Annotated in this window: 29 protein-coding genes; 18 read left to right on the forward strand and 11 right to left on the reverse strand. The window is 59.5% G+C overall.

What is annotated here, in order from left to right:
- Window positions 1-72: 72 nt before the first annotated feature.
- Complete coding sequence (locus tag GGE33_RS13225) at window positions 73-1131, forward strand: glycosyltransferase (protein WP_394353662.1); 1059 nt, start codon at window positions 73-75, stop codon at window positions 1129-1131.
- Window positions 1128-1511, forward strand: coding sequence for a GtrA family protein (locus tag GGE33_RS13230; RefSeq protein ID WP_148146067.1), 384 nt, complete (start codon window positions 1128-1130; stop codon window positions 1509-1511). The genes GGE33_RS13225 and GGE33_RS13230 overlap by 4 nt, the downstream gene beginning before the upstream one ends.
- Here GGE33_RS13230 and GGE33_RS13235 read toward each other — a convergent pair.
- Window positions 1508-2494, reverse strand: coding sequence for a Gfo/Idh/MocA family protein (locus GGE33_RS13235; RefSeq protein ID WP_183823686.1), 987 nt, complete (start codon window positions 2492-2494; stop codon window positions 1508-1510). The genes GGE33_RS13230 and GGE33_RS13235 overlap by 4 nt on opposite strands.
- Window positions 2495-2685: 191 nt before the next feature.
- Between GGE33_RS13235 and GGE33_RS13240 the strand changes: the two genes are divergently transcribed.
- The 4 genes from GGE33_RS13240 (at window position 2686) to GGE33_RS13255 (ending at window position 6190) form a co-directional block, all read left to right on the forward strand.
- On the forward strand, window positions 2686-3630 hold the full coding sequence (locus GGE33_RS13240) for an aldo/keto reductase (protein ID WP_183823688.1): 945 nt from the start codon (window positions 2686-2688) through the stop codon (window positions 3628-3630).
- 119 nt (window positions 3631-3749) lie between these two features.
- Window positions 3750-4709 carry an aldo/keto reductase gene (locus GGE33_RS13245; RefSeq protein ID WP_183823690.1) on the forward strand — a complete coding sequence of 320 codons (960 nt, stop codon included), beginning with the start codon at window positions 3750-3752 and terminating at the stop codon, window positions 4707-4709.
- A 58-nt stretch (window positions 4710-4767) separates the two neighbouring features.
- On the forward strand, window positions 4768-5763 hold the full coding sequence (locus tag GGE33_RS13250; protein ID WP_183823692.1) for an aldo/keto reductase: 996 nt from the start codon (window positions 4768-4770) through the stop codon (window positions 5761-5763).
- Window positions 5764-5830: 67 nt separating this feature from the next.
- Window positions 5831-6190: a nuclear transport factor 2 family protein gene (locus GGE33_RS13255; protein ID WP_183823693.1), complete on the forward strand. Its 360-nt coding sequence runs from the start codon at window positions 5831-5833 to the stop codon at window positions 6188-6190.
- A gap of 6 nt (window positions 6191-6196) precedes the next feature.
- Here GGE33_RS13255 and GGE33_RS13260 read toward each other — a convergent pair whose 3' ends face one another.
- Window positions 6197-6814, reverse strand: coding sequence for a hypothetical protein (locus GGE33_RS13260; RefSeq protein WP_183823696.1), 618 nt, complete (start codon window positions 6812-6814; stop codon window positions 6197-6199).
- A 275-nt stretch (window positions 6815-7089) separates the two neighbouring features.
- Between GGE33_RS13260 and GGE33_RS13265 the strand changes: the two genes are divergently transcribed.
- Both GGE33_RS13265 and GGE33_RS13270 read left to right on the forward strand, forming a co-directional pair.
- Window positions 7090-7506, forward strand: coding sequence for a MarR family winged helix-turn-helix transcriptional regulator (locus GGE33_RS13265; RefSeq protein ID WP_183823698.1), 417 nt, complete (start codon window positions 7090-7092; stop codon window positions 7504-7506).
- A gap of 42 nt (window positions 7507-7548) precedes the next feature.
- Entirely contained in the window at window positions 7549-7944 is a 396-nt protein-coding gene (locus tag GGE33_RS13270) for a tautomerase family protein (protein WP_183823700.1), read from the forward strand.
- Here the strand turns inward: GGE33_RS13270 and pheT are convergent.
- From pheT to infC, 6 genes are all read right to left on the reverse strand, one after another.
- Entirely contained in the window at window positions 7941-10376 is a 2436-nt protein-coding gene (gene pheT, locus GGE33_RS13275) for a phenylalanine--tRNA ligase subunit beta (protein ID WP_183823702.1), read from the reverse strand. The genes GGE33_RS13270 and pheT overlap by 4 nt on opposite strands.
- A 16-nt stretch (window positions 10377-10392) precedes the next feature.
- Window positions 10393-11475, reverse strand: a complete 1083-nt coding sequence (gene pheS / locus GGE33_RS13280; RefSeq protein ID WP_183823704.1) for a phenylalanine--tRNA ligase subunit alpha — start codon at window positions 11473-11475, stop codon at window positions 10393-10395.
- A gap of 22 nt (window positions 11476-11497) precedes the next feature.
- Complete coding sequence (locus GGE33_RS13285; protein WP_183823706.1) at window positions 11498-12322, reverse strand: BUD32 family EKC/KEOPS complex subunit; 825 nt, start codon at window positions 12320-12322, stop codon at window positions 11498-11500.
- A 120-nt stretch (window positions 12323-12442) separates the two neighbouring features.
- Window positions 12443-12847 (reverse strand): 50S ribosomal protein L20, encoded by a 405-nt coding sequence (gene rplT / locus GGE33_RS13290; protein ID WP_148146077.1) that lies wholly within the window; start codon window positions 12845-12847, stop codon window positions 12443-12445.
- Window positions 12848-12887: 40 nt separating this feature from the next.
- Window positions 12888-13091 (reverse strand): 50S ribosomal protein L35, encoded by a 204-nt coding sequence (gene rpmI, locus GGE33_RS13295; protein ID WP_112454548.1) that lies wholly within the window; start codon window positions 13089-13091, stop codon window positions 12888-12890.
- Window positions 13092-13300: 209 nt separating this feature from the next.
- Window positions 13301-13837: a translation initiation factor IF-3 gene (infC, locus tag GGE33_RS13300; protein ID WP_148146078.1), complete on the reverse strand. Its 537-nt coding sequence runs from the start codon at window positions 13835-13837 to the stop codon at window positions 13301-13303.
- Window positions 13838-14019: 182 nt separating this feature from the next.
- On the opposite strand from infC, the gene GGE33_RS13305 reads away from it, so the two are divergent.
- The 3 genes from GGE33_RS13305 (at window position 14020) to GGE33_RS13315 (ending at window position 17280) form a co-directional block, all read left to right on the forward strand.
- Entirely contained in the window at window positions 14020-14835 is an 816-nt protein-coding gene (locus GGE33_RS13305; protein ID WP_183823708.1) for an alpha/beta hydrolase, read from the forward strand.
- 120 nt (window positions 14836-14955) lie between these two features.
- On the forward strand, window positions 14956-15570 hold the full coding sequence (locus GGE33_RS13310) for a transglutaminase-like cysteine peptidase (protein WP_183823709.1): 615 nt from the start codon (window positions 14956-14958) through the stop codon (window positions 15568-15570).
- Window positions 15571-15711: 141 nt separating this feature from the next.
- Complete coding sequence (locus tag GGE33_RS13315) at window positions 15712-17280, forward strand: histidine kinase dimerization/phosphoacceptor domain -containing protein (protein ID WP_183823710.1); 1569 nt, start codon at window positions 15712-15714, stop codon at window positions 17278-17280.
- Window positions 17281-17286: 6 nt separating this feature from the next.
- Here GGE33_RS13315 and mbfA read toward each other — a convergent pair whose 3' ends face one another.
- Window positions 17287-18273: an iron exporter MbfA gene (mbfA, locus tag GGE33_RS13320; RefSeq protein WP_183823711.1), complete on the reverse strand. Its 987-nt coding sequence runs from the start codon at window positions 18271-18273 to the stop codon at window positions 17287-17289.
- Between the two features lie 251 nt (window positions 18274-18524).
- Between mbfA and GGE33_RS13325 the strand changes: the two genes are divergently transcribed.
- The 4 genes from GGE33_RS13325 (at window position 18525) to GGE33_RS13340 (ending at window position 21752) form a co-directional block, all read left to right on the forward strand.
- The gene (locus GGE33_RS13325) at window positions 18525-19631 is read left to right on the forward strand and encodes a TRAP transporter substrate-binding protein (RefSeq protein ID WP_148146083.1); all 1107 of its coding nucleotides are present in this window, start codon (window positions 18525-18527) and stop codon (window positions 19629-19631) included.
- A gap of 172 nt (window positions 19632-19803) precedes the next feature.
- A complete protein-coding gene (locus GGE33_RS13330) occupies window positions 19804-20907 on the forward strand; it encodes a TRAP transporter substrate-binding protein (RefSeq protein WP_183823713.1) in 1104 nt (367 codons plus the stop codon).
- 344 nt (window positions 20908-21251) lie between these two features.
- Window positions 21252-21488, forward strand: a complete 237-nt coding sequence (rpsU, locus tag GGE33_RS13335) for a 30S ribosomal protein S21 (protein ID WP_148146085.1) — start codon at window positions 21252-21254, stop codon at window positions 21486-21488.
- Window positions 21489-21533: 45 nt separating this feature from the next.
- Window positions 21534-21752 carry a hypothetical protein gene (locus GGE33_RS13340; protein ID WP_148146086.1) on the forward strand — a complete coding sequence of 73 codons (219 nt, stop codon included), beginning with the start codon at window positions 21534-21536 and terminating at the stop codon, window positions 21750-21752.
- A gap of 45 nt (window positions 21753-21797) precedes the next feature.
- Here GGE33_RS13340 and GGE33_RS13345 read toward each other — a convergent pair whose 3' ends face one another.
- Window positions 21798-23009 (reverse strand): MFS transporter, encoded by a 1212-nt coding sequence (locus GGE33_RS13345; RefSeq protein WP_183823715.1) that lies wholly within the window; start codon window positions 23007-23009, stop codon window positions 21798-21800.
- 169 nt (window positions 23010-23178) lie between these two features.
- Complete coding sequence (locus GGE33_RS13350) at window positions 23179-23346, reverse strand: hypothetical protein (RefSeq protein WP_183684920.1); 168 nt, start codon at window positions 23344-23346, stop codon at window positions 23179-23181.
- A gap of 152 nt (window positions 23347-23498) precedes the next feature.
- Here GGE33_RS13350 and GGE33_RS13355 point away from each other — a divergent pair, with 152 nt between their 5' ends.
- The 3 genes from GGE33_RS13355 (at window position 23499) to GGE33_RS13365 (ending at window position 26587) form a co-directional block, all read left to right on the forward strand.
- Window positions 23499-24116: a TetR/AcrR family transcriptional regulator gene (locus GGE33_RS13355; RefSeq protein ID WP_183823717.1), complete on the forward strand. Its 618-nt coding sequence runs from the start codon at window positions 23499-23501 to the stop codon at window positions 24114-24116.
- A 31-nt stretch (window positions 24117-24147) separates the two neighbouring features.
- Window positions 24148-25383, forward strand: a complete 1236-nt coding sequence (locus GGE33_RS13360) for an MFS transporter (RefSeq protein ID WP_183823719.1) — start codon at window positions 24148-24150, stop codon at window positions 25381-25383.
- Between the two features lie 136 nt (window positions 25384-25519).
- A complete protein-coding gene (locus tag GGE33_RS13365; protein ID WP_183823721.1) occupies window positions 25520-26587 on the forward strand; it encodes an alpha/beta hydrolase family protein in 1068 nt (355 codons plus the stop codon).
- Window positions 26588-26597: the final 10 nt, after the last annotated feature.

Here is a 26597-nt window from a genome sequence, read left to right on the forward strand (position 1 = left end):
TTCACAAGAAATAGTAAAGCAGACAGGGCAGGCCGTATCTGCACTGGATTTTCCGCGTACAGAGTGAAAATCATGAGTGATACTTCTGCCGGTGATCATGCCAGCGCACATGCCGGCATTTTGGCGGGCTCCATTTCCGGTGATCTGTCGATTGCAGTCCTGATCCCCTGCTATAACGAGGCATCGACGATCAGCGATGTCGTGAATGGCTTTCGGGAGGTTCTCCCGACTGCGCGCGTTTACGTCTACGACAACAATTCCACCGATGGCACCGCGCTGAAAGCAATGTTGGCCGACGCCGAGGTGATGCGCGAACGCCGCCAGGGCAAGGGCCATGTGGTGCGCCGCATGTTTGCCGATATCGAGGCCGACCTCTACATCATGGCGGATGGCGACGGCACCTATTCGCCGAAGGATGCCGAAGAACTGATCCGTATCCTGCTCACAGAACGCGCCGACATGGTCGTCGGCACCCGCCGCGGCGTGCATGCGGATGCCGGGCGCCAGGGCCATGCCGCCGGAAACCGGCTGTTCAACATTCTCTATCGCGCCATTTTCGGCCGCGACTTCACCGATATTTTCTCCGGCTACCGCGCTTTTTCCCGCCGCTTCGTCAAAAGCTTCCCCGCCGTTTCCGGCGGCTTCGAGATCGAGACGGAAATGTCGGTTCATGCATCTCGGCTGAAACTGCCGGTCACCGAGATCGAACTCGATTACGGGCGACGTCCGGAAGGCTCGCATTCCAAGCTTTCGACCTATCGGGATGGCGGAAAGATCCTCTGGATGTTCGCAATGCTGATGAAGGAAACGCGGCCCTTCGCCTTTTTCGGTGCGATCAGCTCTGTCTTTATGGCAATGAGCCTGATCTTCATGACACCGGTCCTGATTTCCTATTTCGAAACGGGACTTGTCGAGCGCATGCCGACCTGGGTCTTCTCGCTGGTTCTGATGGTATTGTCGTCGCTGATGTTCACCGCAGGACTCATTCTCGATTCCGTTTCACGGGCGCGTGCCGAACAGTTGCGCATCCACTACATGAGCCTGCCGCTGCAGAGCCGGACCAACTCAACACCAATCAACGAAACCTTCGTCGAGACGTCGGCTCAACGGGGCGGCAAGAGCGCGGCATGAGGCGGATGGCCTGGTTTCTGTTTGCGGGTGGAATCGGCTTCCTGATCGATGTCGGCGTCAACCACCTGCTGTTGACCTATACGCCGATCGGGCCGTTCCTGTCGCGCATACCGGCGATCATGGCCGCCATGAGCTTTACCTGGTTCGTCAACCGCAACCGCACCTTCGACCCCTCCCCCCACTCTCTCGCGGTGGAGGGAATTCGCTACTGGACTGTCGGCATCACGTCAGCGCTGATCAATTACGCAATCTATTCTGCCCTGATCGCCCGCGCGCCGATCCAGCCGGCGGTCGCGATCGTTTTCGCGTCTGCGGCTGCGACGGTCTACAGTTTCTTCGGTTATTCCCGTTTCGTGTTTCGCCACAAAAACCAGGGTTAGACTGTCTCCCAGCCATCGTGTTCGCCGGCGCGATAGATCGCGTCGATGAAACGCTGGTTCTTCACGGAGCTCTCCAGCGTAACGATTTCAGAGGCTTCGCCCGCAGCAGCCTTGGCAAAGGCTTCCGTCTGGCGGCGATATTGCCGGCTGTCGGGAAAACGGAAGACCTGCGAGACATTGTGCTTCTGGTTGTTCAGTTCGATCTCTTCCGCGCCATAACGATCCGCGTTGAAGGGCGACTTCACCTCGATAAACCCTTCCGTCCCGTGGAAGACCATGACCTGCCGGTTCGCCATCTGGGTAGCGATGTAGAAGCTCAGTTCGAAACCACCGAAATCGGCCTTGACGCTTGAATAGATGTCGGTGCCGAAATCCGGGTCACGGCGCACGACGGCCTGGACGCGCCGGGGCTCTTCGCCGGTGGCGAAGCGGGTAACGATCGTCGGATAAACGCCGATATCCGGCAGCGCACCGCCGCCGAGTTCGGGGATATTGCGCATGTTTCCAGCATCGCGGTTGAAATAGCTGAAAGCGCCCTGGACGTGTTTCAGCTCACCGATCGCGCCGTCCTTCAACAGTTCCCGCACCTTGTGCCAGACCGGCGCGTAGGTGACCATGAATGCTTCCGATACGACCACTCTGTTGCGGTCGCGCGCTTCGATCAGGGCATCCAATTCCTGCGCCTTCAGCGCCAGCGGTTTTTCGACCAGAACATGCTTACCGGCATTGGCGGCCTTGATCGACCATTCGACATGCTGGCTGGTCGGCAGCGGAATATAGACAGCATCGATCACGTCGGAGGCGAGCATCTCTTCATAGGAGCCGAAGGCATGCGGCACGCCGAAACGATCAGCCAGCGCTCTTGCCTTCGTCACATCGCGGCTGGCGACCGCAGTGATCACAGCATTTTCGGCGTCCTGTATCGCCGGCATGACGACATCCCTTGCAATCTTGGCCGTCGACAAAATCCCGAAACGCAGCATGACACTCTCCCTTTGCACATCTTTTCGCCAGCTTAGGGTGGCCGCGGAAGAGGTTCAATGCGCGCTTTTGGCTTTCTTGAAAAATGAACCCGAGGTGCAAAATAATGGATTGCGGCCTCACTGTTTGCGGGACTAACCTTGGCCTCCCCACCACAGACGATCCCAAAATCAAAAATAGCTGGAGATATCCCATGGAGTTGCGCAAACTCGGCCGGACCGGTCTTTCCATTTCCCCTGTCGTGTTCGGCGGCAACGTGTTCGGCTGGACCGCCGACGAAAAAACCTCGTTTGACCTGCTCGACCGCTTCTTCGAAGCCGGCTTCAACACGATCGATACGGCGGATGTCTATTCGAAATGGGTCGATGGTCATTCCGGCGGCGAAAGCGAGACGGTGATCGGCCAATGGCTGAAGCGCGGCACGGTTTCCCGCGACAAGGCGATCGTCGTCACCAAGGTCGGCCATCCTTCGATGGATGACAGAAAACTCAAGGCAAGCTGGATCGCCGAGGCCGTCGACAATTCGCTGAAGCGCCTGCAGACCGACTATATCGACCTCTATCTGTCGCATTTCCCGGATGACGACACGCCGCATGAAGAGACACTCAGTGCCTATGCGAAGCTGAAGCAACAGGGCAAGATCCGCGCCATCGGCTGCTCCAATTACAGCGCCGAACAGCTGAAAGCTTCGCTCGAAGCCGCCGCGAAGGACGGCCTGCCGCGCTATGACGTGCTGCAGCCCGAATATAATCTCTACACCCGCGAAAAATTCGAGGGTGAGCTTGCCGACCTCTGCATCGCCGAGGATATCGGCGTGATCAGCTATTACGCCCTTGCTGCCGGCTTCCTCACCGGCAAGTACCGCAAGCCGGAAGATGCAACGGGCAGCGCCCGCGGCTACCGCATTCCGGACTACCTGAACGACAAGGGGACAAAGGTGCTGGCAGCGCTCGATCAGGTCGCGGCCGAGACCGGCGAAAGCCTGGCAACGATCGCGATCGCCTGGGTCGCCGCACGCCCCGGCATTACCGCACCGATTGCCAGCGCCACCAGCCTCAGGCAGCTCGACGCGATCATCGCAGCCGGCAAGCTGACATTGACCGACGCCCAGATGAAGCTGCTCAACGACGCGGCCTGAAGAGGGCGCCTAACATCATCGTGACCATCTACGCAGTGCGAAGGTCACATCGCGTCCCTAGATCAAGAGAACCGGCGCTCGCCGGTTCTCAAATCCTGAAATAGATATTGGAGATTATCATGGATCTGCGCGTACTTGGCCGGACAGGCCTTTCCATTTCGCCCGTCGTTTTCGGCGGTAACGTCTTCGGATGGACGGCAGACGAGAAAACCTCCTTCGACCTTCTCGACAAGTTCTTCGATGCCGGTTTCGACACGATCGATACCGCCGATTGCTATTCCGGCTGGGTTCCGGGCAATGCCGGCGGCGAATCCGAAACGATCATCGGCAAATGGCTGAAGCAATCCGGCCGCGCACGCGACAAGGCCGTGATCATCACCAAGGTCGGCTCGACACCACAGGGCAGCGCAATGGAAAAGGGCTTGGCCGGCGCACGTATCATCGATGCGGTCGAAAGCTCGCTGAAGCGACTGCAGACCGATTACATCGACCTCTATCTCTCGCACTGGCCGGACCCGCAGACACCACACGAAGAGACGCTCGCCGCCTTCGCCAAGCTGAAGCAGCAGGGCAAGATCCGCGCCATCGGCTGCTCGAATTTCAACGCCGAGCAGCTCAAGGCCTCATTTGAGGCTGCGGAAAAGGGAGGCCTACCGCGTTATGACGTGCTGGAGCCGGAATATAATCTCTACGATCGCTCAGGCTTCGACGGGCCTTTGGCGGATCTCTGCAACGCGCATGATATCGGCGTGATCACCTATTTCAGCCTGGCATCCGGCTTCCTCACCGGCAAATACAAGAGCAAGGCCGAAGCCGAGGCGAACCCGAACCGCGGCGGCATGGTGGCGCGCTATTTCGACGAGCGCGGCACTCGTATCCTCGCCGCACTGGATGAGGTGGCCGCAGAAACCCATTCGCAGCCGGCGTCGGTGGCGCTTGCGTGGATTGCCCAGCGACCCGGCGTGACGGCGCCGATCGCCAGTGCCACCAGCGCCCGCCAGCTCGACACGCTGATTGCAGCGGGTAATCTCAAACTGACGAGCAACCAGATGGCGCTTCTCAACGACGCCAGTGCATGAATAACAGCCGAGCGGGCCGCCAAGCCGGCCCGTTTGCTTTCAACGATCGGAGACAATCATGCAGACGCGCAAGCTGGGAAAAGACCTTACCGTTTCGGCCATCGGCCTCGGCTGCATGGGTATGAGCCACGCCTATGGCGGTCAGGATGAGGCAACGTCGATCAGGACGCTGCAGCGCGCCGTCGAGATCGGCGTGACCTTTTTCGACACCGCCGAAGTCTATGGCCCCTTCGTCAACGAGGAACTGGTCGGCAAGGCGCTGAAGCCCTATCGGGATCAGGTCGTCATCGCCACCAAGTTCGGCTTCAGGATCGATCCGACGAAGAGCGATTCCGCTGCCATGTCCGGCCTCGATAGCCGACCGGAGCATGTACGCGAAGTGGCGGAAGCCTCGCTCAAACGCCTCGGTGTCGATGTCATCGACCTCTTTTATCAGCACCGTGTCGATCCGGAGGTTCCGATCGAAGAGACGGTCGGCGCGATGGCGGATCTGGTGAAGGAAGGCAAGGTGAAGGCGCTCGGCCTTTCCGAGGCAAGCGCCGAGATCATCCGCCGGGCGCATGCCGTGCATCCGATCTCCGCGTTGCAGAGCGAATATTCGCTCTGGACCCGTGATCCGGAAGGCGACATCCTCGATACCTGCCGCGAGCTCGGCATCGGTTTCGTGCCCTTCAGCCCGCTTGGCCGCGGTTTTCTCACCGGCAAGATAAAGAGCACGGCCGATTTCGGCGAGGGTGATTTGCGCACCAAGCTGCCGCGCTTCGAGGCCGACAACATGGCGGCCAATCTGGCGCTGGTGAAGCTGGTGGAAGAGATGGCGGCACAGAAGGGCGTGACCGCCGCGCAGTTGGCGCTTGCCTGGGTTCTAGCCAAGGGCGATTTCATCGTGCCGATCCCGGGCGCGCGGAAAATCCCCAACATGGAGCAGAACGCGGCAGCAGTGGATGTGGTGCTGGCTGCTGAGGACGTGGCAAGGCTCGACGAGATGCTGTCGCCCGACAAGATTGCCGGCGCGCGCTATGGCGCGGGTGCGGCATGGACGCCGAAGCGCTGACATATCACAACGCAACATTGCTCCCGCTTGCGGCTTTGCTATAGTCGCGGGCGGGAGGATTTCAGCGATGTCGGAAGAACAATCAGTCGAATCCGTCGTGCATCTCTATGTTGACGGCATGGCGCTTGCCCATGCGGGCGCGCTCAGAAAAGCCTTTCATCCGAATGCCTCGATCATTGGCAATTACCAGGGCAAGGTTGAGTGGATGTCCCTCAACGAGTTCATCGACGCCGTGGCATCGGAAGGCCCGACAGTTGCCGGTTCACAGCCACTGATCCAGATCGAAGCGATCGACGTGACCGGCGATGCCGCAACCGTCAAGGTGGTCGACGAATTCGCCGGAATGCGGTTTTCGGACTATCTGTCGCTGCTCAAGGTCGATGGCCGCTGGGTGATCGTCAACAAGCTCTATCACCTGCATTCGTAGGTGGCCTCAGCGCTGCAGAGGTGGAAATCCCGCATAAAACTCGGAGTGGTCACCCTCATGATTGGCCATGCCGGGTTTGGTCAGGACACCGCGCGGCGCCACATAGCTTGAAATGCGCCTTGCCGGTCGCTCATGCCACTGGATGTTGAACGCCCATAATTCCGGAAAGAAACACAGCGAGGTATAAGGCAGGTGGTCGTGGATCCACCAGGCGAGCCGCTGCCAGTCCTCCTGGCGATCATGATTGTCGATCAGCCACGGCACGACCACACAGGTCGTCGCACCCATGCAGTCGTCGGCATCGCGCATGTCCCAGATATGGTCGGCCGCGGTCGCGGCATTGGTCGAGCAATTCAGCTTGTTCACGTTGCCGAATTCGTTGACCGCGCGTGACCGATAGCCGGAGCGGATATGCAGCCGGCCGAATGTCGCCTGCAGCGGCTCCAGAAGCTCCTCGCAAAGACGGCTTCCGGCTTCGATCGCCAAGTCGGGATCGTCGGGGATATTGGGAATGCGGTAGAAATCGGCGATTTCAGAATGGAGGAAGTCGCGAAAGAAGAAATTCTTCGACAGCCGCACACGGCCGAGGTCTTCCAGACCTTTCATCGAATTCGGCTTGCGCATGCGGACCTCCAGATGAAAGGGTTATCCGTCGAATTCGGGACTGCCCCTCATCCGCCTGCCGGCACCTTCTCCCCGCTAGCGGGGAGAAGGAACCACGCCGCAAACTCTCCGCCCAACCGAGGCACGTCCCCTCTCCCCGTTTACGGGGAGAGGGTTAGGGTGAGGGGCAACTTACCCAACATCAAACCGGACGGCCAATCACGCCACCCGATTTCAGTCCAAATATGGGCTTAAAAAATAATTGCATATGCAATTATATATGTTATCGTTGCGACATGTTCGATCATTGCCTCTACTTTAACACGACTGCTCTTGCACGCCAGCTTGAGCGCGTCTGGTCGGAAGCCTTCAAGCCCTTCAGCCTGACGCCATCACAGGCGTTCACGCTGCGGGCCGTATTGCAGAAGCCGGGGATGCTGCACAGCGAACTGGCCGAAACACTGAGGATTGCGAGAGCAACTGCGACCCGCGCGGTGGATGGACTTGTGGCGAGAGGTCTGCTTGAGCGGCGATCGACCAAACAAGATGGACGGGAGTCCGAAATCCACCCTACTTCTGAAGCAATGAAGATCAGGAATGACTTGGACGCCGCCAGCGGTATGGTGACTGCGCGCTTGAAGGATGAACTGGGCGATGGCGTGTTCAGCGGTTTTGTCCGGCAAGCTCGTTCAATCGGCAGCCGACTGCCTTAGAATAAACCCAAATAGTTGCATAGCTAACCAACGGAATAAGACATGCCTATTCTGAATGTCAAAGTCAGCGGCCAACGCTCTAATGAGATGACCCGCGCCATATCCTCCATGCTGACCGAGCTTACACAGAGCATTCTCGGCAAAGACCCAGCCGTCACGGCGATTGCCATTGATTACATCGATCCGCGCGATTGGACAGCGGGCGGAAGGACGCTTGCCGAACAAGGCAAATCGAGTGTCTATTTCGATATCAAGATCACGGATGAAACGAACACGAAAAGCGAAAAAGCCGCCTATATCCAGGCGGCTTTTGAGGGGTTCGAGAACCTTCTCGGCAATCTGCACGAGGAAAGCTACATCTATGTCCAGGATGTACGCGCCGCGGCTTATGGCTACGGCGGCAAGACCCAAGAATGGCGATACCAGCGCGCCGTCTAGGCGCGCAGCACACCGCCCGTCGTCTTCTCTACATTGGCGACGATCTTGCCGGTCAGGGCTTCGAAATCCTCGTCCGTCAGGGTCTTGTCGACCGGCTGGATGAGAACCTCGATTGCGATCGACTTCTTGCCTTCGCCAAGCGATGCGCCTTCGAAGACGTCGAAGACGTTGACGCCGGTGATCAGCTTGCGATCGGCGCTGGCTGCCGCCTTGACGATGGCGCCGGCTTCAACCTGCGAGCCGACCACGAAGGCGAAGTCGCGCTTGACCACCTGGAACGGAGAAAGCTCGAGGCCCGGCTTGGTGCGGGTCGCCTTCTTCTTCGGTTCCGCCATGGCATCGAGATAGATCTCGAAACCTGCCAGGGCGCCGGAGACATCGAGCGCCGCCAAAGTCTTCGGATGGAATTCGCCGAAGGTGCCGAGGATGACCTTGGGACCCATCTTGATCGTGCCCGAACGGCCCGGATGATACCAGGAAGGACCGCCCTGCTCGATCTGGACATTACCCATCGGCAGGCCGCAAGCCTCGATCACGGCCAATGCATCGGCTTTGGCGTCATAGACGTCGACCGGCTTGCCGCCGCCCTTGGTCGTATTCGACCACATGCGGCCGGCGCCGTTGATGGAGGCCGTGCCGCGACGGATGCCACCGGCGACGCGACGCTGGCCTTCCGGCGTATCGTTCTCATAGGTGCCCGAGACTTCGAAGATCGCCACATCGCCAAAGCCCTTGTCGGCATTGCGCTGGGCAGCCGTCAGCAGACCCGGCAGAAGCGACGGACGCATGTCCGACATGTCGGCTGCGATCGGGTTGGCGAGCTTCAGCGCCGCGGAACCGCCGCCGAAGAGCTTGGCCTGATCTTCCGGGATGAAGGACCAGGTGACGGCTTCCAGCATGCCGCGGGAAGCCAGCGCGCGCTTGGCGGTGCGGGTGCGGATCTGCAGCGTGGTCAGGATCTTGCCGTTGACCGTGCCGAGATTTTCCAGCGGCTCCGGCTTGATGTTGTCGACGCCATGGATGCGCATGACCTCTTCGACGAGATCGGCCTTGCCATCGACATCCGGACGCCAGGACGGGACCTTGACGGAAACGCGTTCGCCGGAACCTTCGACGCTGAAGCCGAGGCGGGTGAGGATTTCGCGGCTTTCGTCGGTCGAAACCTCAAGGCCGGTCAGGCGCTTCACTTCCGAGAAGGGGAAATCGACGGTCTTTGCCTCATAGCCCTTGTAGCCGACGATCTTTTCTTTTGCCGGCGTGCCGCCGCAGAGATCGAGAACCAGTTGCGTCGTGCGGTCGAGGCCGGGGACCATGTATTCCGGATCGACACCACGTTCGAAGCGGTAACGCGCATCGGTGATGATGCCGAGCGTACGGCCCGATTTCGCGATGTTGATCGGGTCCCACAGAGCACTTTCGATCAGCACGTCGACGGTGTTCTCGTCACAGCCGGAATGTTCGCCGCCCATGATGCCGCCGATCGACTCGACGCCATTGTCATCGGCGATGACGACATTGTTCGGACCGAGCTTGTATTCGCGGGTATCGAGCGCCAGCACCGTCTCGCCTTCGACGGCGCGGCGGACGGTCAGATCGCCCTTCACCTTGGCGGCGTCGAAGACGTGCATCGGGCGGCCCTGGTCGAAGGTCATGTAGTTGGTGATATCGACAAGCGCGTTGATCGGACGAAGGCCGATTGCCTTCAAACGGGTCTGCATCCATGCCGGGCTCGGGCCGTTCTTGACGCCGCGCACGAGGCGCAGGCCGAAGCCGGGGCAAAGCTTTTCATCGTCGAGATCGATGGTCAGGCCAACGGTCGTTTCACCTTCGAGCTTCAGCGCGGGTGCTGCCGGAACCTTGAGCTTGCCGAGACCGGAGGCTGCGAGATCGCGGGCAATGCCGTAGATCGAGGTGCAGTCCGGACGGTTCGGCGTCAGGTTGATCTCGATGATCGGATCGTCGAGACCAGCATAGGCGGCGAAGGACGTACCGACCGGCGCGTTTTCCGGCAGATCGATAATGCCGTTATGCTCGTCCGACATGTTGAGTTCCTTCTCGGAACACATCATGCCGTGGCTTTCGACGCCACGGATTTTTCCAACGCCAAGCGTTACGTCGAGGCCCGGAACATAGTCGCCCGGACGCGCCAAGGCCCCGATGAGGCCGGCGCGAGCATTCGGCGCGCCGCAAACGATCTGCAGCGGCTTGCCTCCATTGACGTCCGGACCGGCATCGACGGAGAGGACACGGAGGCGGTCGGCCTCTGGATGCTGTTCCGCGGTCAGGATTTTGGCGATGACGAAGGGCTTGTAGGCCGCCTTGTCATCGACATCCTCGACTTCGAGGCCGATCGCCGTCAGGCGCTCGCAGATCTGGTCGAGGGTGGCGTCGGTCTCAAGATGATCCTTGAGCCAAGAAAGCGTGAATTTCATGATCTTATCCCTTCCGTTACTGGCTCAGACCGCCGAACAGGGTCGGCATGTCGAGCGGGCGGAAGCCGTAGTGGTTCATCCAGCGGACATCGGCGTTGAAGAAGTCGCGCAGGTCCGGCATGCCGTATTTCAGCATGGCGATACGGTCGAGGCCCATGCCCCAGGCAAAACCCTGGTATTCGTCGGGATCGAGCCCGCCGGAGCGCAGCACGTTCGGGTGGACCATGCCGCAGCCCAGAATTTCCATCCAGTCGGTGCCTTCACCGAACTTGACGATCGGGCCGGAGCGGTCGCACTGGATATCGACTTCGAAGGACGGTTCCGTGAAGGGGAAGAAGGACGGGCGGAAACGCATCGTCACCGACGGCACCTCGAAGAAGGTCTTGCAGAATTCTTCGAGCACCCAGCGCATGTTGCCGACATTCGACTTCTTGTCGATGACGAGGCCTTCGACCTGATGGAACATCGGCGAATGGGTCGCGTCACTGTCCTGGCGATAGGTCTTGCCCGGAATAACGATGCGGATCGGCGGATCCTGCGCTTCCATGGTACGGACCTGAACCGGCGAAGTGTGTGTGCGCAGCACCTTGCGCTCACCCTTTTCATCCGCCTGGAAGAAGAAGGTGTCGTGCATTTCGCGGGCCGGGTGGCCTTCGGGGAAATTCAGCGCGGTGAAGTTATAGTAGTCGGTCTCGACATCAGGGCCTTCGGCGATCGAGAAGCCCATGTCGGCGAAGACGGCGGTGATCTCGTCGATGATCTGGCTGATCGGGTGGATGCGGCCGCGCTCAGTCGGCGAAGAGCGGACCGGCAGCGACACGTCGAGCGTCTCGGCCTTCAGGCGCGCATCGATCGCAGCGTCCTTCAGCACGGTCTTGCGCTCAGCAATCGCCTCGGTGATCTCGTTCTTCAGCGCGTTGATCGCCGCACCGCGGGTCTGGCGCTCTTCCGGCGTCATCGAGCCCAAGGTCTTCAGGAGTTCGGAAACCGAACCCTTCTTGCCCAGGGCCGAGACACGGACAGCCTCGATTGCCGCTTCGTCGCCCGCGCCGGCGATCTCGGCCAGAAGCGCGCTCTTCAATGTTTCGAGTTCGGTCATCTTTTCCTGCTTTGCGGCAAATTCAGCCGTTGAACATCGTTGTCAGATAGGTGGTAGCCAGGATGAATTGCCGCAAATCTCTACCCATGTGAAATCGGCCAATCAACCGGGCAAGCCATAAAAAGCGGCCCATGGAACGGGTGATTTCGCGCAGTTCGGCGATTGCCGCCTTCGGAGCAGCCACAGCCCATGCCGCATAGGCGCGATCCTGCGTTTTCCGTCGATCGGCAGCCCTTATGCTCAGCTGCAGGAATAGCAGCCAGAGATCGCGCGCCTGTGCCGTTTCCATCGGCATGACGGCCTCCGGCTCTTCCTCGAAATCGATGAAACCGAGGCGCTCATCCCTGATGAACATATCCCGCGGATAGGGCCGCCCGTGACAGAGCCCGACGCCGTGCAGCCTTCCAAGTTCACTGGCACAGAAGACGAGAAGTTCGTCATGTGCCGCCGGATCGTCATTCCGCAGAAACTTCAACCGTTGCTGCACCGTCGGAGCAATATCGCTCAGAACGATGGCGCTGCCGGAAGAATAAATGACGGCAGCAGTCGGCACGCCGGCGTGCGAGTACTTCGCAATTCTGCGCAGGTCGCGTTGCACCATTCCTTCAGCCGTCTCGGCAGGGGACGGTCGCATGAAGGGAAGCCGAAACACGCGCGCAACAGCATTTTGAACCGCAACGATAGCGCGCCTGCCCTTGTCGCCGTGCCGCTTGATCCAGACCGTGCCACAACTGAGCGTCACCGCCTGTACCCGCCTTGCATCGGAAACCAGTGCAGCAAGCAAGGTTGCCGCGTCTTCCGACGGCAGCGACGGTCCGTTCTTTATGTCAACGACATCATTTGGCACCGCAGCGCTCCTGAATACCGTGATTGGTCCGTCTCATCGAAATATGAAACGGCAGAAAACAAAAGACCCGCGCCAGCAGAGCCGCGCGGGTCTTTTACAAAAGTAGAGACGAACGCGGGCTTACTTGACCGCGGCTTCGAACTCGTTGGCGTTGCCGGTGTTCTTCAGATAGGCCAGAGCCTTCTTGGAAGCTTCAACCAGTGCGCCGAATGCTGCCGGCTCATGGATAGCCATGTCGGACAGAACCTTGCGGTCGACTTCGATGCCAGCCTTGTTCAGGCCGTCGATGAAGCGGCCGTAGGTCAGGCCGGATTCGCGAACAGCAGCGTTGATGCGCTGGATCCACAGAGCGCGGAAGTTGCGCTTCTTGACGCGACGGTCGCGGGTTGCAAACTGACGCGAACGGTCAACAGCAGCCTTTGCGGCGCGAATGGTATTCTTGCGGCGGCCGTAGAAGCCCTTGGCTGCCTTGAGGGTCTTGGTGTGCTTGGCGCGGGAAGTTACGCCACGTTTTACGCGTGCCATGTCATGATCTCCTTAAACGTTTCCAAATAGCCTGAAAGTCTCAGAGACCGTTGGGCAGGTAGTTCTTGATGACCTTCTTGCCATCAGGCTCAGCGAGGACCATCGTGCCGCGTGCGTCGCGGATGAACTTGTTGGAACGCTTGATCATGCCGTGGCGCTTGCCGGCGGCAGCTGCAACGACCTTGCCAGTTGCGGTGACTTTGAACCGCTTCTTGGCAGACGATTTCGTCTTCATCTTGGGCATTTTGCTACTCCATTCTTGTATCGAAGCCGACTGAAGAGGTCTGCTTCAAGCATTTAGAACGGCCACGGCATGCCCTGCCGGACCGTTCGGACGCGCGCTTATAACCGCAGTCGGTCAAAAGCGCAATGGGGGAAATCCTCCAGTGCGACCGGCCAGAGACCGGCATTCCCGCCACCTTGCGGCTTCCTCGAGGCGGGTCGGCACGGCGCTTATTTCGGCGCCAGTACCATCATCATCTGACGACCTTCAAGCTTGGGCTCAGCCTCAACCTTGGCGATCTCCAGCGTATCTTCCTTGACCTGCAGCAGAAGCTTCATGCCGAGTTCCTGGTGAGCCATTTCGCGGCCACGGAACTTCAGCGTCACCTTTACCTTGTCGCCTTCTTCAAAGAAGCGGTTCATCGCCTTCATCTTCACGTCATAGTCATGCGTGTCGATGTTGGGGCGCATCTTGATTTCCTTGACTTCGACGATCTTCTGCTTCTTGCGCGCTTCGGCCGCCTTCTTCTGGTTCGCGTATTTCAGCTTGCCGAGGTCGAGGATCTTGCACACCGGCGGATCATTGTTCGGCGAGATTTCTACGAGGTCCAGTCCTGCTTCCTCGGCCATCTTGAGGGCCTGGTCGGTGGGTACTGCACCGAGATTCACGCCTTCGGCATCGATAAGCTGGACCTTGGGAACGCGAATTTCCCGATTGGAGCGCGGGCCTTCCTTGACGGGGGCATCGGCTTTGAATGGTCTGCGAATGGTCGTATTCTCCTAGATCGTTTTCGGGCACAGGCAACGACGAAATTCGCGCGCGGCCGGGAGCCGAGCGGAATGTCGTGATTACCGAGTGGATGTCAATAGCATGACGGCGCGAAAAAATCACCTCCTGACAACCGCTTTAGTTCTGATTTATAGCTCCCGTCATTCGCAGGAGTAAGACTATGAGCAAGATCACCGCCACCGGAACTGCCACCACTACTGTCGGAACGGGATCGGATGCCCGCAAGATCGCGATCATCTACCGCGCCGCCACGGCGACAACCGAGAAACCTGCGCTTGTCTGGCTGGGCGGCTATCGCTCCGATATGACGGGCACCAAGGCTGTCGTGCTCGATGCGCTGGCCGAGAGACTTGGCGCGGCCTGCATCCGTTTCGACTATTCCGGCCACGGCGCATCAGGTGGCGAGTTCCGCGACGGGACGATCTCACGCTGGCTGGAAGAAACGATCGCGGTGATCGATGCAGCCGCACCAAAGAGCGTCATCCTTGTCGGTTCTTCGATGGGCGGATGGATTGCGCTGCGACTGATCCAGGAACTGAGAAAGCGTGCAGAGGGCCCGAAGATCGACGGAACGGTGCTGATCGCGCCGGCGCCGGATTTCACCAGTGAGCTGATCGAGCCCGAACTGACGGACAAGGAGCGACAGTCTCTGGCAGAGCGAGGCTATTTCGAGGAACATTCGCAATACAGCCCGGAACCGAACATCTACACCCGCGCCCTGATGGAGGACGGGCAAAAGAACCGCGTGCTCTCCGGCATTATCGAAACCGGCGGCCCGGTACATATCCTGCAGGGGATGGCGGACCCGGACGTGCCCTATCAGCATGCACTGAAACTGATGGAATTCCTGCCCGCCGACGATGTCACTCTGACGTTGATCCGAGACGGCGATCATCGCCTGTCACGGCCGCAGGATTTGCAAAAAATGGAAGCGGCGGTGACCGCCCTAATAATCGATGATGAAAAATTGGGCTGAGACGGAAAAGCCGCAGTCTTAACCATATTCGTAAAGAGCTTCACCTTAACAAAAGCTGAACAATTGACTCTGACCCTTAAGACCTCTTAACTTTTTGTTAGGAATTTAAGGGACGGGTCAATGAATTTAGCCCCGAAGGTGCGGCATGTAGCCGTGATCCTCGCTTGCGTGCTTGCTTCTGCCGGCGCTGCAATACCAGCACCACAAGCCCCGATGGCTATGGTTACGGGTGCTGTGACGTCGCAGCCGATCGGACATTACGAATTCTGTCAGCGCCTGCCGGCAGAGTGCAATGTCAAAAGCCGGTCAGCGCCTGCCGCACGCATGGACGGCCATGCCTGGAACGTCGTTCGCGACGTCAACCGCGCAATCAACACCCGCTATATTGCCCGTACCGATCTCGAAGCCTATGGCGTCGAGGAATATTGGACCTATCCGACCGTCTTTGCAGATTGTGAGGACTATGCCCTGCAGAAGCGCAAGGAACTGGCCCAGCTCGGTTTCGCACTTTCCGATCTCCTGATCACTGTCGTGCGCAAGCCTGATGGCGAAGGCCATGCCGTGTTGACCCTGCGCACCACCGATGGCGATTTCATCCTCGACAATCTCGACAACGATGTTCTTGCCTGGAACCAGACGCCCTACACGTTCCTCAAGCGCCAAGCGACGTTCAATACCGGGCGCTGGGTGACGATCGAAAACGGTCGCGACCTGCTTGTCGGTGCTTTGCGGTAACAAGAATCTCAGACATAAGTCATTAAGCATATAACCCGCCCTGCTTGCAGCGGCGGGTTGTTCTCTCTACTCTTTCGGGAATCAGAAGGTCGCGCCGCCGCCCGTCCGGCAGAGCGGATTTTTCTGCGATGGAGGCCTGTGGTGCGTAACGAACGGTTGACAGGCTTGATGCGCCCCCATGGTTCCGCCCGACCCACCCTGCCGCTCTGGCTTGCCGGTGTCCTGACAGCCGTCGTTTTGGGTTTCGGCGCTCTTACCGTTTACGAGAATTACAACAATGCCCTTCGCGAAGGCGAAGCGCGCGCAGTTTCATCCGCGCATGTGGTTGCCGCCCATATGGAATGGATGATGGAGGCCAGCGATCTTGCGCTTCGCCGCATCGAGGCGGCGATCAGCGGGCGCCCGATCGACAGTTCCACTGAGCTGATCCTCGATCTGGAACGGGCCGTGGGCGAGCTGCCGGTCGGCTTCGAATATGCCATTCTCGATCAGGACGGCCAGACCCGTTTTTCCAGCGCGCCGGACAATACGCTGCCGAACCACGCCGAGCGCGCCTATTTCAAACGCCTGAAGGAAGGCGAAGCGCTCACATTCAGCCGACTACTCGATAACGAACAGGCGGGAAAGCCGGCCTTCATCATTGCCAGGCGGATCGGCAGCGGCAGCGATTTCCTCGGCGTTGCCTCGATCACCATCCCGAACGACAATCTCGACCGGTTCTGGTCGTCTATGAATCTTGGACCAAACTCAACGATCTCGGTCATTCGTGACGATGGCTGGCTGGTCGCACGACGCCCCTTGGCCCTCAAGCCGATCAACCTGAGCACGACCGAATGGTATCCACTGACCCGCGAGAAGGCGAGCGGCTTCCACCACAATCCGGTGTCGCAGATCGACGGCTTTGCGCGGATCGTCGCCTTCTGGAAGGTGCAGGACTGGCCGTTGATCGCGCTTGCGGCGATCGAACGGCAGGAAGTGCTCGATCAGTTCTGGCGCAATCTGTTCGGTGATGCGCTGTTTGTCGTGCCCATGATGGCGATCCTGGTGGGCGCCTCTTTCTGGATCTATGCACTGCTCTACCGCACGGCTGCACGCAATGAACAGCTGGAGCAGGCGGCCGAGCGCAATCGTTTCCTGCTGCGCGAAATCCATCACCGAGTGAAGAACAATCTACAGGCCGTGCTGGCACTTGTGCGGCTGCAGCGGCTGCCGCAGGAAGTGCGGGACGACATGGCGCGGCGGATTAGTGCGATGATCGCCGTGCATGAGCAGATCTACAACACCGACCAGTTCGAAGAGATTGAAGTCGCGCCCTATGCGACGCGGCTGATTTCAGACATCGCGTCGGGCTATGACATGCCAGTGAAACTCGATCTCGATCTTGCGCCGATCGCGCTCGACCGGGACCTTGCCCTGCCGCTCGGCATGATCATCAACGAGGTGGTTTCCAACGCCTTCAAATATGCCTTTGCCGGTCGCAGTGAAGGCAAGCTCAGCGTACGCCTGTTTCAGGAGGCGGGCATGCTGAAGCTTGTCATTCGTGACGACGGGCCGGGGATCGCGGAGGATGCCCGCACGACCGGCATGGGCACGAAGCTGATTTCAAGCTTCGTGCGCCAGCTGAGCGGGCAATCCGAAATCCACAATGACAGAGGCGCGGTGTTCACGCTGACCGTGCCGACGACGGAAGAGGCAGCGGAAGCTGCCTGAACCGACCTATCCGGCATTGCCGATGAAGATACCGGCAGCCAGAACCAGAGAACCACCGAACACGACCTGGAAGACGGCGCGCATGAACGGCGTCTCCATGTAGCGGTTCTGGATGAAGGCGATCGCCCAAAGTTCAAAGAAAACTACGATGGCGGCAACGATGGTTGCAGTCCAGAAATGCGGGATCAGATAGGGCAGCGCATGGCCAAGACCGCCGAGCGCCGTCATGATGCCGGAAGCCAGACCGCGCTTGACGGGCGATCCGCGACCGGAAATCTTGCCGTCGTCATGCGCGGCCTCGGTAAAGCCCATCGAGATGCCGGCGCCGACAGAGGCCGAGAGGCCGATCAGGAAGGTTGACCAGGTATCGCCGGTAGCAAAGGCTGCGGCAAAGATCGGCGCGAGCGTCGAGACCGATCCATCCATCAGGCCCGCAAGGCCAGGCTGGACGTAAGTCAGGATGAACTGGCGGCGAGCGTTTTGGTCCTCATCGCTTTTCGCCTCTTCAGAAACATGCTTTTCCGTCAGCATGCGGGCGATATCCTCGTGGCCTTCCTCGGCCAGCGCCAGATCGCCAAGTAGTTGCCGAGTCGAAGCATCGGAGACACGCTTGGCTGCCTCGCGATAGAAGCGAGCCGCCTGCTGCTCCATCGCTTCGGCCTCTGCCCGCGCAGTCTCCAGCGGCAGGTTCTTGCGCAGCCAATCAGGCTTGCGTGCATAAAATCCCTGAACGTGTTCGCGGCGGATGAGCGGAATGCGCTCGCCGAAACGGGTGCGAAAAATCTCGATCAGCGAGTTCTTATGGGTCTGCTCGACCTCTGCCATGTCTTCGAACACTTTGGCCGAGGCAGGATATTGTTGCCTCAGGCCATCGGCATAGCCGAGATAGATACTCGCATCCTCTTCTTCGGAGGCAATCGCCAGCGCGAGGATTTCTTCTTCAGACAATGATGAAAATGACCGGCGGGAGGACGGCAGAATGCGGGTAAACATCGAAAACTCCACTTAGAATAATTCTAAACTATGCTCTTGACCGAAAAAATGCAAGCCGACTTGCAGCTCAATCGATGAGCATGCTCGCGATGGTAAAACGGCCGCCTTTCGCAATTTATGAAAAGCAATGCTGCAGTGCAGCGTAATATTTGAAAAATACTTCTTGCCGGGCATGAAACAAACGGCTTATGAGCGACTTGGCACGCATGGATATCAGGGCGCGCCAAAGCATTTGGGAGGCTTTCTTTTTCATGAACCGCAGACATTTCTTCCGTCAAGCCGCCACTGCCGGAGCTGGTGCCGTGGCCGCAACCGCGCTCGCTGCTCCTGCCATTGCCCAGGAGAGCCCGAAAATCACCTGGCGCATGACGTCTTCCTTTACCAAGAACACAGACATTCTCTGGGCTGCCAGCACCGATATCGCCGCCAGCGTAAAGGAAGCTTCGGACGGCAACTTCACCATCAACACTTTTGCGGCCGGTGAAATCGTGCCTGGGCTGCAGGCGGCCGATGCGGTTTCCAGCGGCACCGTCGAGATGGCGCATACCTGCTCTTACTATTACATCGGCAAGGATCCGACCTTCGCGCTCGGTACCGCCGTGCCCTTCGGTCTCAATGCCCGCCAGACCAATTCGTGGTTCTCGATCGGCGGCGGTAACGAGTTGCTTAACGAATTCCTCGCCGGCTACGGTCTCTATGCTCTTCCGGCCGGCAATACCGGCGCACAGATGGGCGGCTGGTACCGCAAGGAAATCAACACGGTTGCGGACCTGAACGGTTTGAAGATGCGGATTGCCGGTCTCGCCGGCCAGGTGATGTCGAAGCTCGGCGTTACCCCGCAGCAGATTGCCGGCGGCGACGTTTATGCCGCACTCGAAAAGGGCACGATCGACGCTACCGAATTCGTCGGTCCCTATGACGACCAGAAGCTCGGCTTCGTCAAAGTCGCCAAATATTACTACTATCCGGCATGGTGGGAGGGAGGACCGGCTGTTCACGCCTTCTTCAATCTGGAAAAGTTCAACGCCCTGCCGAAAAGCTATCAGCGCATCCTGAAAGACGCCTGCGCCAACGCCAACCAGAACATGCTGGCCCGCTACGATGCGCATAACGCAAAGGCGCTGCGCCAGCTGGTCGCGGAAGGCGCCGTGCTGAAGCCATTCACCCAGGAAATCCTCGAAGCCAGCTACAAGGCGGCACAGGAAGTCTATGCCGACCTGAACGCAAAGAACGCCGCCTTCAAGAAGATCTATGACAGCCAGCAGGCCTTCAAGAAGGATGGTTATCTGTGGAACCAGATCGCCGAATACAGCTATGACGCCTTCATGATGACACAGCAGCGCAAGGGAACGCTGTAAGTTCTCAGACATGATCGAAACTCGAAGCCCGGCGCACGTCCGGGCTTCTTCGCATTTACGAAAAACAAGAAATCATCGGTTATGACGCGGCTCGGCTTGTTCTTGCCAAATCAATGCGCTTAACACGAGGCCTACAACCACAGACGCGCGCTGGCGCGGGAGGATGAATTCGATGGATCGCAGGCATTTCTTCAAGAAGGCAACGGCGGCAGGCATCGGCGCGGCAGCGGCGACGACACTGGCGGCACCGGCAATTGCCCAGGAACAGCCAAAGATCACCTGGCGCATGACGTCCTCCTTCCCGAAGAGCCTCGACATCATCTTCGGCGCCGGCAACGAGCTTGCCCAGATCGTTCGCGATGCAACCGACGGCAATTTCAACATCCAGACCTATGCAGCCGGCGAACTGGTGCCCGGCCTGCAGGCCGCCGATGCGGTCGCCAACGGCACGGTCGAGATGGCGCATACCTGCTCCTACTATTATATCGGCCAGGATCCGGCCTTTGCGCTTGGAACCGCCATTCCCTTCGGCCTCAACGCCCGCATGACCAATGCCTGGTTTGCCAATGGCGGCAACGACCTGATCAACGAATTCCTCGCCGGCTACGGTCTCTATGCTCTTCCGGCCGGCAATAGCGGCACGCAGATGGGCGGCTGGTTCCGCAAGGAAATCGTCACCATCGACGATCTCAAGGGCCTGAAGATGCGCATTGCCGGGCTTGCCGGCCAGGTGATGACGAAGGTCGGCGTGACGCCGCAGCAGATTGCCGGCGGCGACGTTTATGCCGCGCTCGAAAAGGGCACGATCGACGCTACCGAATTCGTCGGTCCCTATGACGACCAGAAGCTCGGCTTCGTCAAGGTCGCCAAATATTACTACTATCCGGCATGGTGGGAGGGAGGACCTGCGATGCATGCCTTCTTCAACCTGGAGAAATTCAACGCGCTGCCGAAGAGCTACCAGGCCATCCTGAAGACCGCCTGCGCTTCGGCCAATACCAGCATGCTTGCCAATTACGACGCGCATAACGCCGTCGCGTTGCGCAAGCTCGTGGCCGAAGGCGCGGTTTTGAAGCCGTTCAGCAAGGAGATCATGGAAACATGCTTCAAGGCGGCAATGGAAGTCTATGCCGACCTTTCTGCAAAAAGCCCTGCCTTCAAGAAGATCTATGACCACCAGCAGGCGTTCAAGAAGGATTCCTATCTCTGGGCGCAGGTGGCAGAATACAGCTATGATACGTTCATGATGATGCAGCAGCGAAACGGCGCTCTCTGAACTTTCCAGGACATGGATGCAAAAGCCCGGAGCATGCCTCCGGGCTTTTGCATTTGCTGCAAGCGCCAATTCGGCCGCGGAATTAATTCCTCGATTTCATTGATTTTTCCGCGCGGCAACCCATATGATGCATATCGAAATCTCAATCGGATGCACGATGAAGCGCGTTTTTGTGCGCTCAGACACACGTGAATGCCGATGGATGCCATCAGCCTCTCCTGACCGCGGATGTACCGGCAGCGAGATTTGGTCTATGGTCCTGGAAAGGTCGGGCAAGCCCGGCCTTTTTGTTTGGCCGCCGAGAATATCGGGTACGGCACTGTTTAGATCGGAAGGGATATAATTTGCAGGTTCTTGTCAGAGATAACAACGTCGATCAGGCTCTGCGCGTCTTGAAGAAGAAGATGCAGCGCGAAGGTGTGTTTCGCGAAATGAAGGCGCGCAGCTCGTACGAGAAGCCGTCGGAAAAGCGTGTGCGCGAAAAGGCCGAGGCGGTTCGTCGTTATCGCAAGCTGGCCCGCAAGAAGATGCAGCGCGAGGGATTGCTCCCTGCTCCCAAGAAGGTTGCGCGTACGCGCTAATTCCCGCTTCCACCATTTTCCCAAGACTTCAGGAAGGATGACTTCATGACCGCTATCAAGGAAGAAACGTCGACCACGACCAAGCTTTCAGCTCGGGAAAAGGCCGCCGTGACCAACGAGGCAGCACGTGCAATCATTGCCGCCGAGGCGTCTTCGAGGGAAGCGAAAACCGAGAGGTTGCGATTGCTCCGCCTGCAGCGGGAGGCGGTCGAGGCGAAAGCTCCGCCAGCCAAGCGCAAGGCGGGCAGCAAGAAAGACCACTGATCAGACTGCCAAGGGCCCGGAAACTCCGGGCCTTTGCTTTTGGTGTCACGCCGGCTGCAGCTTTTCCTCCTCGCGGCCCGGCAGGGGCGGAAAGGCAAGCGCGATAAGTACTGCGGCAAGCCCGACAAGAGCGGAACCGAAAAATAGCCAGTTGTAATTATTGAAGGCATCGAAGGCCCAGCCCCCGGCAAGAGGCCCGAAAGCCATGCCTATGCTTGACAGCATCGAAGCAGCACCCAGCACCGTACCGAGAATTTTTGCGCCGAAATAATCCTGCGCCAGCACGGCATAAAGCGGCATGACGCCGCCATAGGTGCCGCCGAAAATGATCGCCAGCGCGTAGAAATGCGCGAGATCGGTCGCCATCGTATAGGCGGCAATCACCAGTGCCTGGATCAGAAGACCGATTATCAGCACCGGCTTGACGCCGAACCGGTCTGCCGCAAGACCGTAGACGATGCGCCCGCCCAGGCCTGCTGCCCCCTCGACACTATAGATAGACACGGCGGCCATCGGCGCCACGCCGCAATACATCGCATAACTGACCATGTGGAAGATCGGCCCTGAATGGGCGGTGCAGCAGGCGAAGAAGGTGAAGGCCAGCACCAGGAATTGCGGCGAGCGAAAGACTTTTGCAATCGGCTGCCCCGCCCCTTCCGCCTGCGGCGCGTCCTCAACCGCCGCCTCATCCGGCGGGTTGCGAACCAGAAGTACGGTCGGCAGGAGAATGATCCAGGCACCGATGCCGATCACCAGCATGGCCGTGCGCCAGTCGCCGAATTCGTCGATCAGGAACCGGGCGAGCGGCGAAATCGTCATCGGCGCCATGCCCATGCCGGCGGAGACAAGCGATACGGCGAGACTGCGGTGGTCATCGAACCAGCGCATGGTAAGCGAGATCATCGGCGCCATGAAGGCACTGGCAGACAGGCCGACAAGACAGCCATAGAGGATCTGGAAGGCGAAAAGGCTCTGCGCGCGGCTGGCGAGAACCAGGGCCAGTCCGGCAAGGACCGAGCCGATCAGCACGACGATGCGCGCGCCGAACCGGTCGCTGGCCGCACCCCACATGAAACTGCCCAGTCCCATGACGATGAAATTGACTGTCATGGCGCTGGAGATCGCCGCATGCGACCAGCCGGTCTGGCGGGCGATCGGCTCTAGGAACACTGCGAGCGAGAACATCACGCCCACCGCCACGCAGCCCATCAGGCCGCCGGCAAACACGATGACCCACCGATAATGGCTGCTTTTCATCCTGCCCTCCTGTCGATGTCCTCCGGCGCATGAATGCGCCACGATACACCAAGGACGTGCAGGTGATGAGATAGCCGACAGGGAGGTTCGATTATTTTCGGGAATATGCCTCGCTCAAGAAAAGGCCCCGCACGCGGCGGGGCCTTCATTGTCATGCGCTGCGGTGACGTCAGCTGCCGCTATTGGTGCGGTTGCTGCCCACATTGTGGTTCATCGACGACGTCTTGCCGTCCGGGCTCTGCCCGTAATAGGTGCCGCCAAGATGGCCGCCCGAACTGGTGTTTTCGACCTGCCGTTTGGCACGCTTGATGGCCTGTTTTACGTCACTTTTGCTCATGTCTGTCCTCCAGCTTTTGGGTTGGTGACGATGAGCCAACCCCTCAGATGCAAAACCGTTCCGATATTTTATCGTCGATGATGATCAGGCCGCTTGACGAGAAAGTGCTTCGCACCTATTTGGAAACGATCATTTCCCAATTGGATTTTGCCATGAGCATCGACATCAGCCCCAATCCCGGCCGCAGCGCCGGCCGGCCGCGTGAATTCGATATCGACGATGCGCTCGACAAGGCGATCACCGTGTTCAGCGAACAGGGCTATCACGGCACATCCATCTCAGACCTGCGCGATGCGATGGGGCTTACGGCCGGAAGTTTGTACAAGGCATTCAAGGACAAGCATGCGATCTTCCTTGCCAGCTTCGACCGCTACAAGCAGGTGCGCAACGCGCTTCTCGACGAGGAGCTGGAGAAAGCCGACAGCGGGCGGGACGGCGTTTACCGCATGCTCGCATTTTATGCCGAGGGCGCCCACGGCGACGGCGGTCGACGCGGCTGCCTGGCTGTCGGGACGGCCGTCGAACTGGCGATCTTCGACGACGAGGCGGCACGCCGTGTCGAACGTTCGATGGATCGTTTCGAGACCACGTTCGAGGCGCTGATCCGAAGGGGCCAGGAGGATGGCTCCATCAACCGCTCCATCGAACCCAATGCCACGGCGCGGCTGCTTCTGTCCGTCGTTCAAGGGCTTCGCGTTCTGGGCAAGACCAGCCCCAGCCGCGAGCAAACCTTTTCCGTAGTCGATGTGGCGATGAAGCTGCTCGGCTGAAAAATACAAGAGACTGTTCAAGGATACCCCAATGACCAGCACGTCCGCGGCGATTGAAACGCCGGCACACCATGGCCGGATGACCGCCGGCCTCACCTTCGTCATGGCCGCAGCCTGCGGCCTGATCGTCGCCAATCTCTATTACGCCCAGCCGCTTGCGGGCCCGATCGCCGCGGCTATCGGCCTACCGCCGCATCTGACCGGCCTGATCGTGACGCTGACCCAGATCGGCTACGGCCTCGGCCTGCTGTTCATCGTACCGCTGGGCGATCTTCTCGAAAACCGCCGACTGATCATGATCATGATCGCAGCAACCGCGATCTCGCTCGTCGGCGCAGGCCTTTCGAGCGCCGCCCTCCCCTTCCTGCTCGCATCGCTCGCAATCGGGCTCACTTCCTCTGCGGTACAGATGATCGTTCCCTTTGCCGCAAGCCTGACGCCGGAAGAACATCGCGGTCGCGTGGTCGGCAATGTCGTCAGCGGCTTGATGATCGGCATCATGATGGCGCGGCCGGTCGCAAGCTTCGTCACCGGTCTCACCAACTGGCATGTGATCTTCTTCGCCTCGGCTGCCGTCATGGTCGTGCTCGGCTTTATCCTGGCCGCCCGCCTGCCCAAGCGCACGCCGCACACGCAGCTTTCCTATGGCGGCCTGCTTGCCTCACTTGGCACCCTTTACGCCACCCAGCCGATATTGCGCCGCCGCGCCTTCTACCAGTTCTGCCAGTTTGCCGCCTTCAGCCTGTTCTGGACAGTCACGCCGCTGGTTCTGGCCAGTTCCGCCTTCAATCTCGGCCAGACGGGCATCGCACTCTTTGCACTTGTCGGCGTTGCCGGCGCTATCGCCTCGCCGATCGCCGGTCGCCTTGCCGACAAAAATCTAAGTCGCCCGGCGACCGCGCTTGGTATTATCTCGGTGGGCATCGCCTTCGTGATGACTCATCTGTTCTCTGATGGCACCACGGCAGCGCTCGTCGTTCTGGCGATAGCAGCGATCCTGCTCGATTTCGGTGTCGCCATGACGCTCGTCATCAGCCAGCGGGCGATCTACACGCTCGGGGCCGACCTGCGTTCGCGGCTTAACGGCCTGTTCATGGCGACGTTCTTCGTCGGCGGCGCTCTCGGCTCGGCCATCGGCGCCTGGGCATTTGCCGAGGGCGGCTGGCTGCTCGCCTCGACGATCGGCGTTTCGCTTTCGGTCGTCGCCTTCGTCTATTTCCTGACCGAACGGAAGCCGCATCACCACAACCTGCATCCCAAGGCCTGATGCCGCACGTTTCTGTGGCCCGCCTGTCGGCGGGCCGCAAAACATGCCGTGAAACGACCTCGATCATGTTCAAGGTCGAACCTCCGGCGATGATCGCGCATCCGTAACCCCGTTCTTCAACCAGCGAGGTTACCCAATGAGACTGAAATCTCTCCTCATCGCCCTTTCCCTGTGCACGGCAGCAACTGCTGCCATTGCCGCCGAACCCGTCGGCGTTCGCAAGATCAGCGTCGTCATCCAGGACTATCCGCGGCCGCTTGCGGTCACCGTCTGGTATCCATCAAAGGGCGACGGACAGGTGGACAAGCCGAATTACGACAGGATTTTCGACACCGGTTCCGCCGCCGTGAATGCGACGATCCGCGAAGGCCGTTTTCCGCTTGTGCTTTTGTCGCATGGCTCAGGTTCACGCGCCGAAGGCATGGGCTGGATCGCCACTGAGTTGGCCAAGGCCGGTTACATCGTCGCCGGGCCGAACCATCCCGGCACGACAAGCGGCGATTCCACGCCGGCTGCCACGCCGAAGATCTGGGAGCGCACCCAGGACATTTCGGTTCTGATCGACGCGCTGGCGACAGATGCCCGCTGGCAGACGTCCATAGATCAGAAGCGCATCGGCATTCTGGGCTTCTCGCTCGGCGGCTCGACGGCAATGGAACTGGCCGGAGCCAAAGGCGATCTTTCCGCCTACACGCGCTACTGCGACGAAAACCTCGGCATGATGGATTGCACGTGGTTTGCCGGCGGTCGCGGTTATGCCGGCGGCGAGCAGGTGGAGGTTGCGCCGCTCAAGCTTGCCGACATCGACAGGGCACGCTTCGAACAACAGAACGGTGATGCCAGGATCACCTCCGTCATCGCGGTCGATCCCGGCCTTGCCACCACCTTCCAGAAGGCAAGCCTTGAAGGCATCGACGTGCCTGTGACGCTGATCAATCTCGGCAGCCCTGGCCAGGTGCCGATGGCCGTACTTTCCGACCAGCTGGCAAAGGACATCCCCGGCGCGTCGTACCTGCAGGTGGCGGATGCCGATCACTACAGCTTCCTGCCTGTCTGCAAGCCAGGCGCTTCGGATTTCCTCAAATCCGTCGGCGAAACCGACCCGATCTGCGAGGAAACAAAGCGTCCGCGGGCAGACATCCATGCGGAGCTTGGCCGGCTTATCGTCGAGGCTTTCGGCAGGACGCTGCAGGCCGGCAATTGAGACAATGGAA

This window comes from Aliirhizobium cellulosilyticum (assembly GCF_014198105.1).
In the GTDB taxonomy this organism is placed as follows: Bacteria; Pseudomonadota; Alphaproteobacteria; order Rhizobiales; family Rhizobiaceae; genus Neorhizobium; species Neorhizobium cellulosilyticum.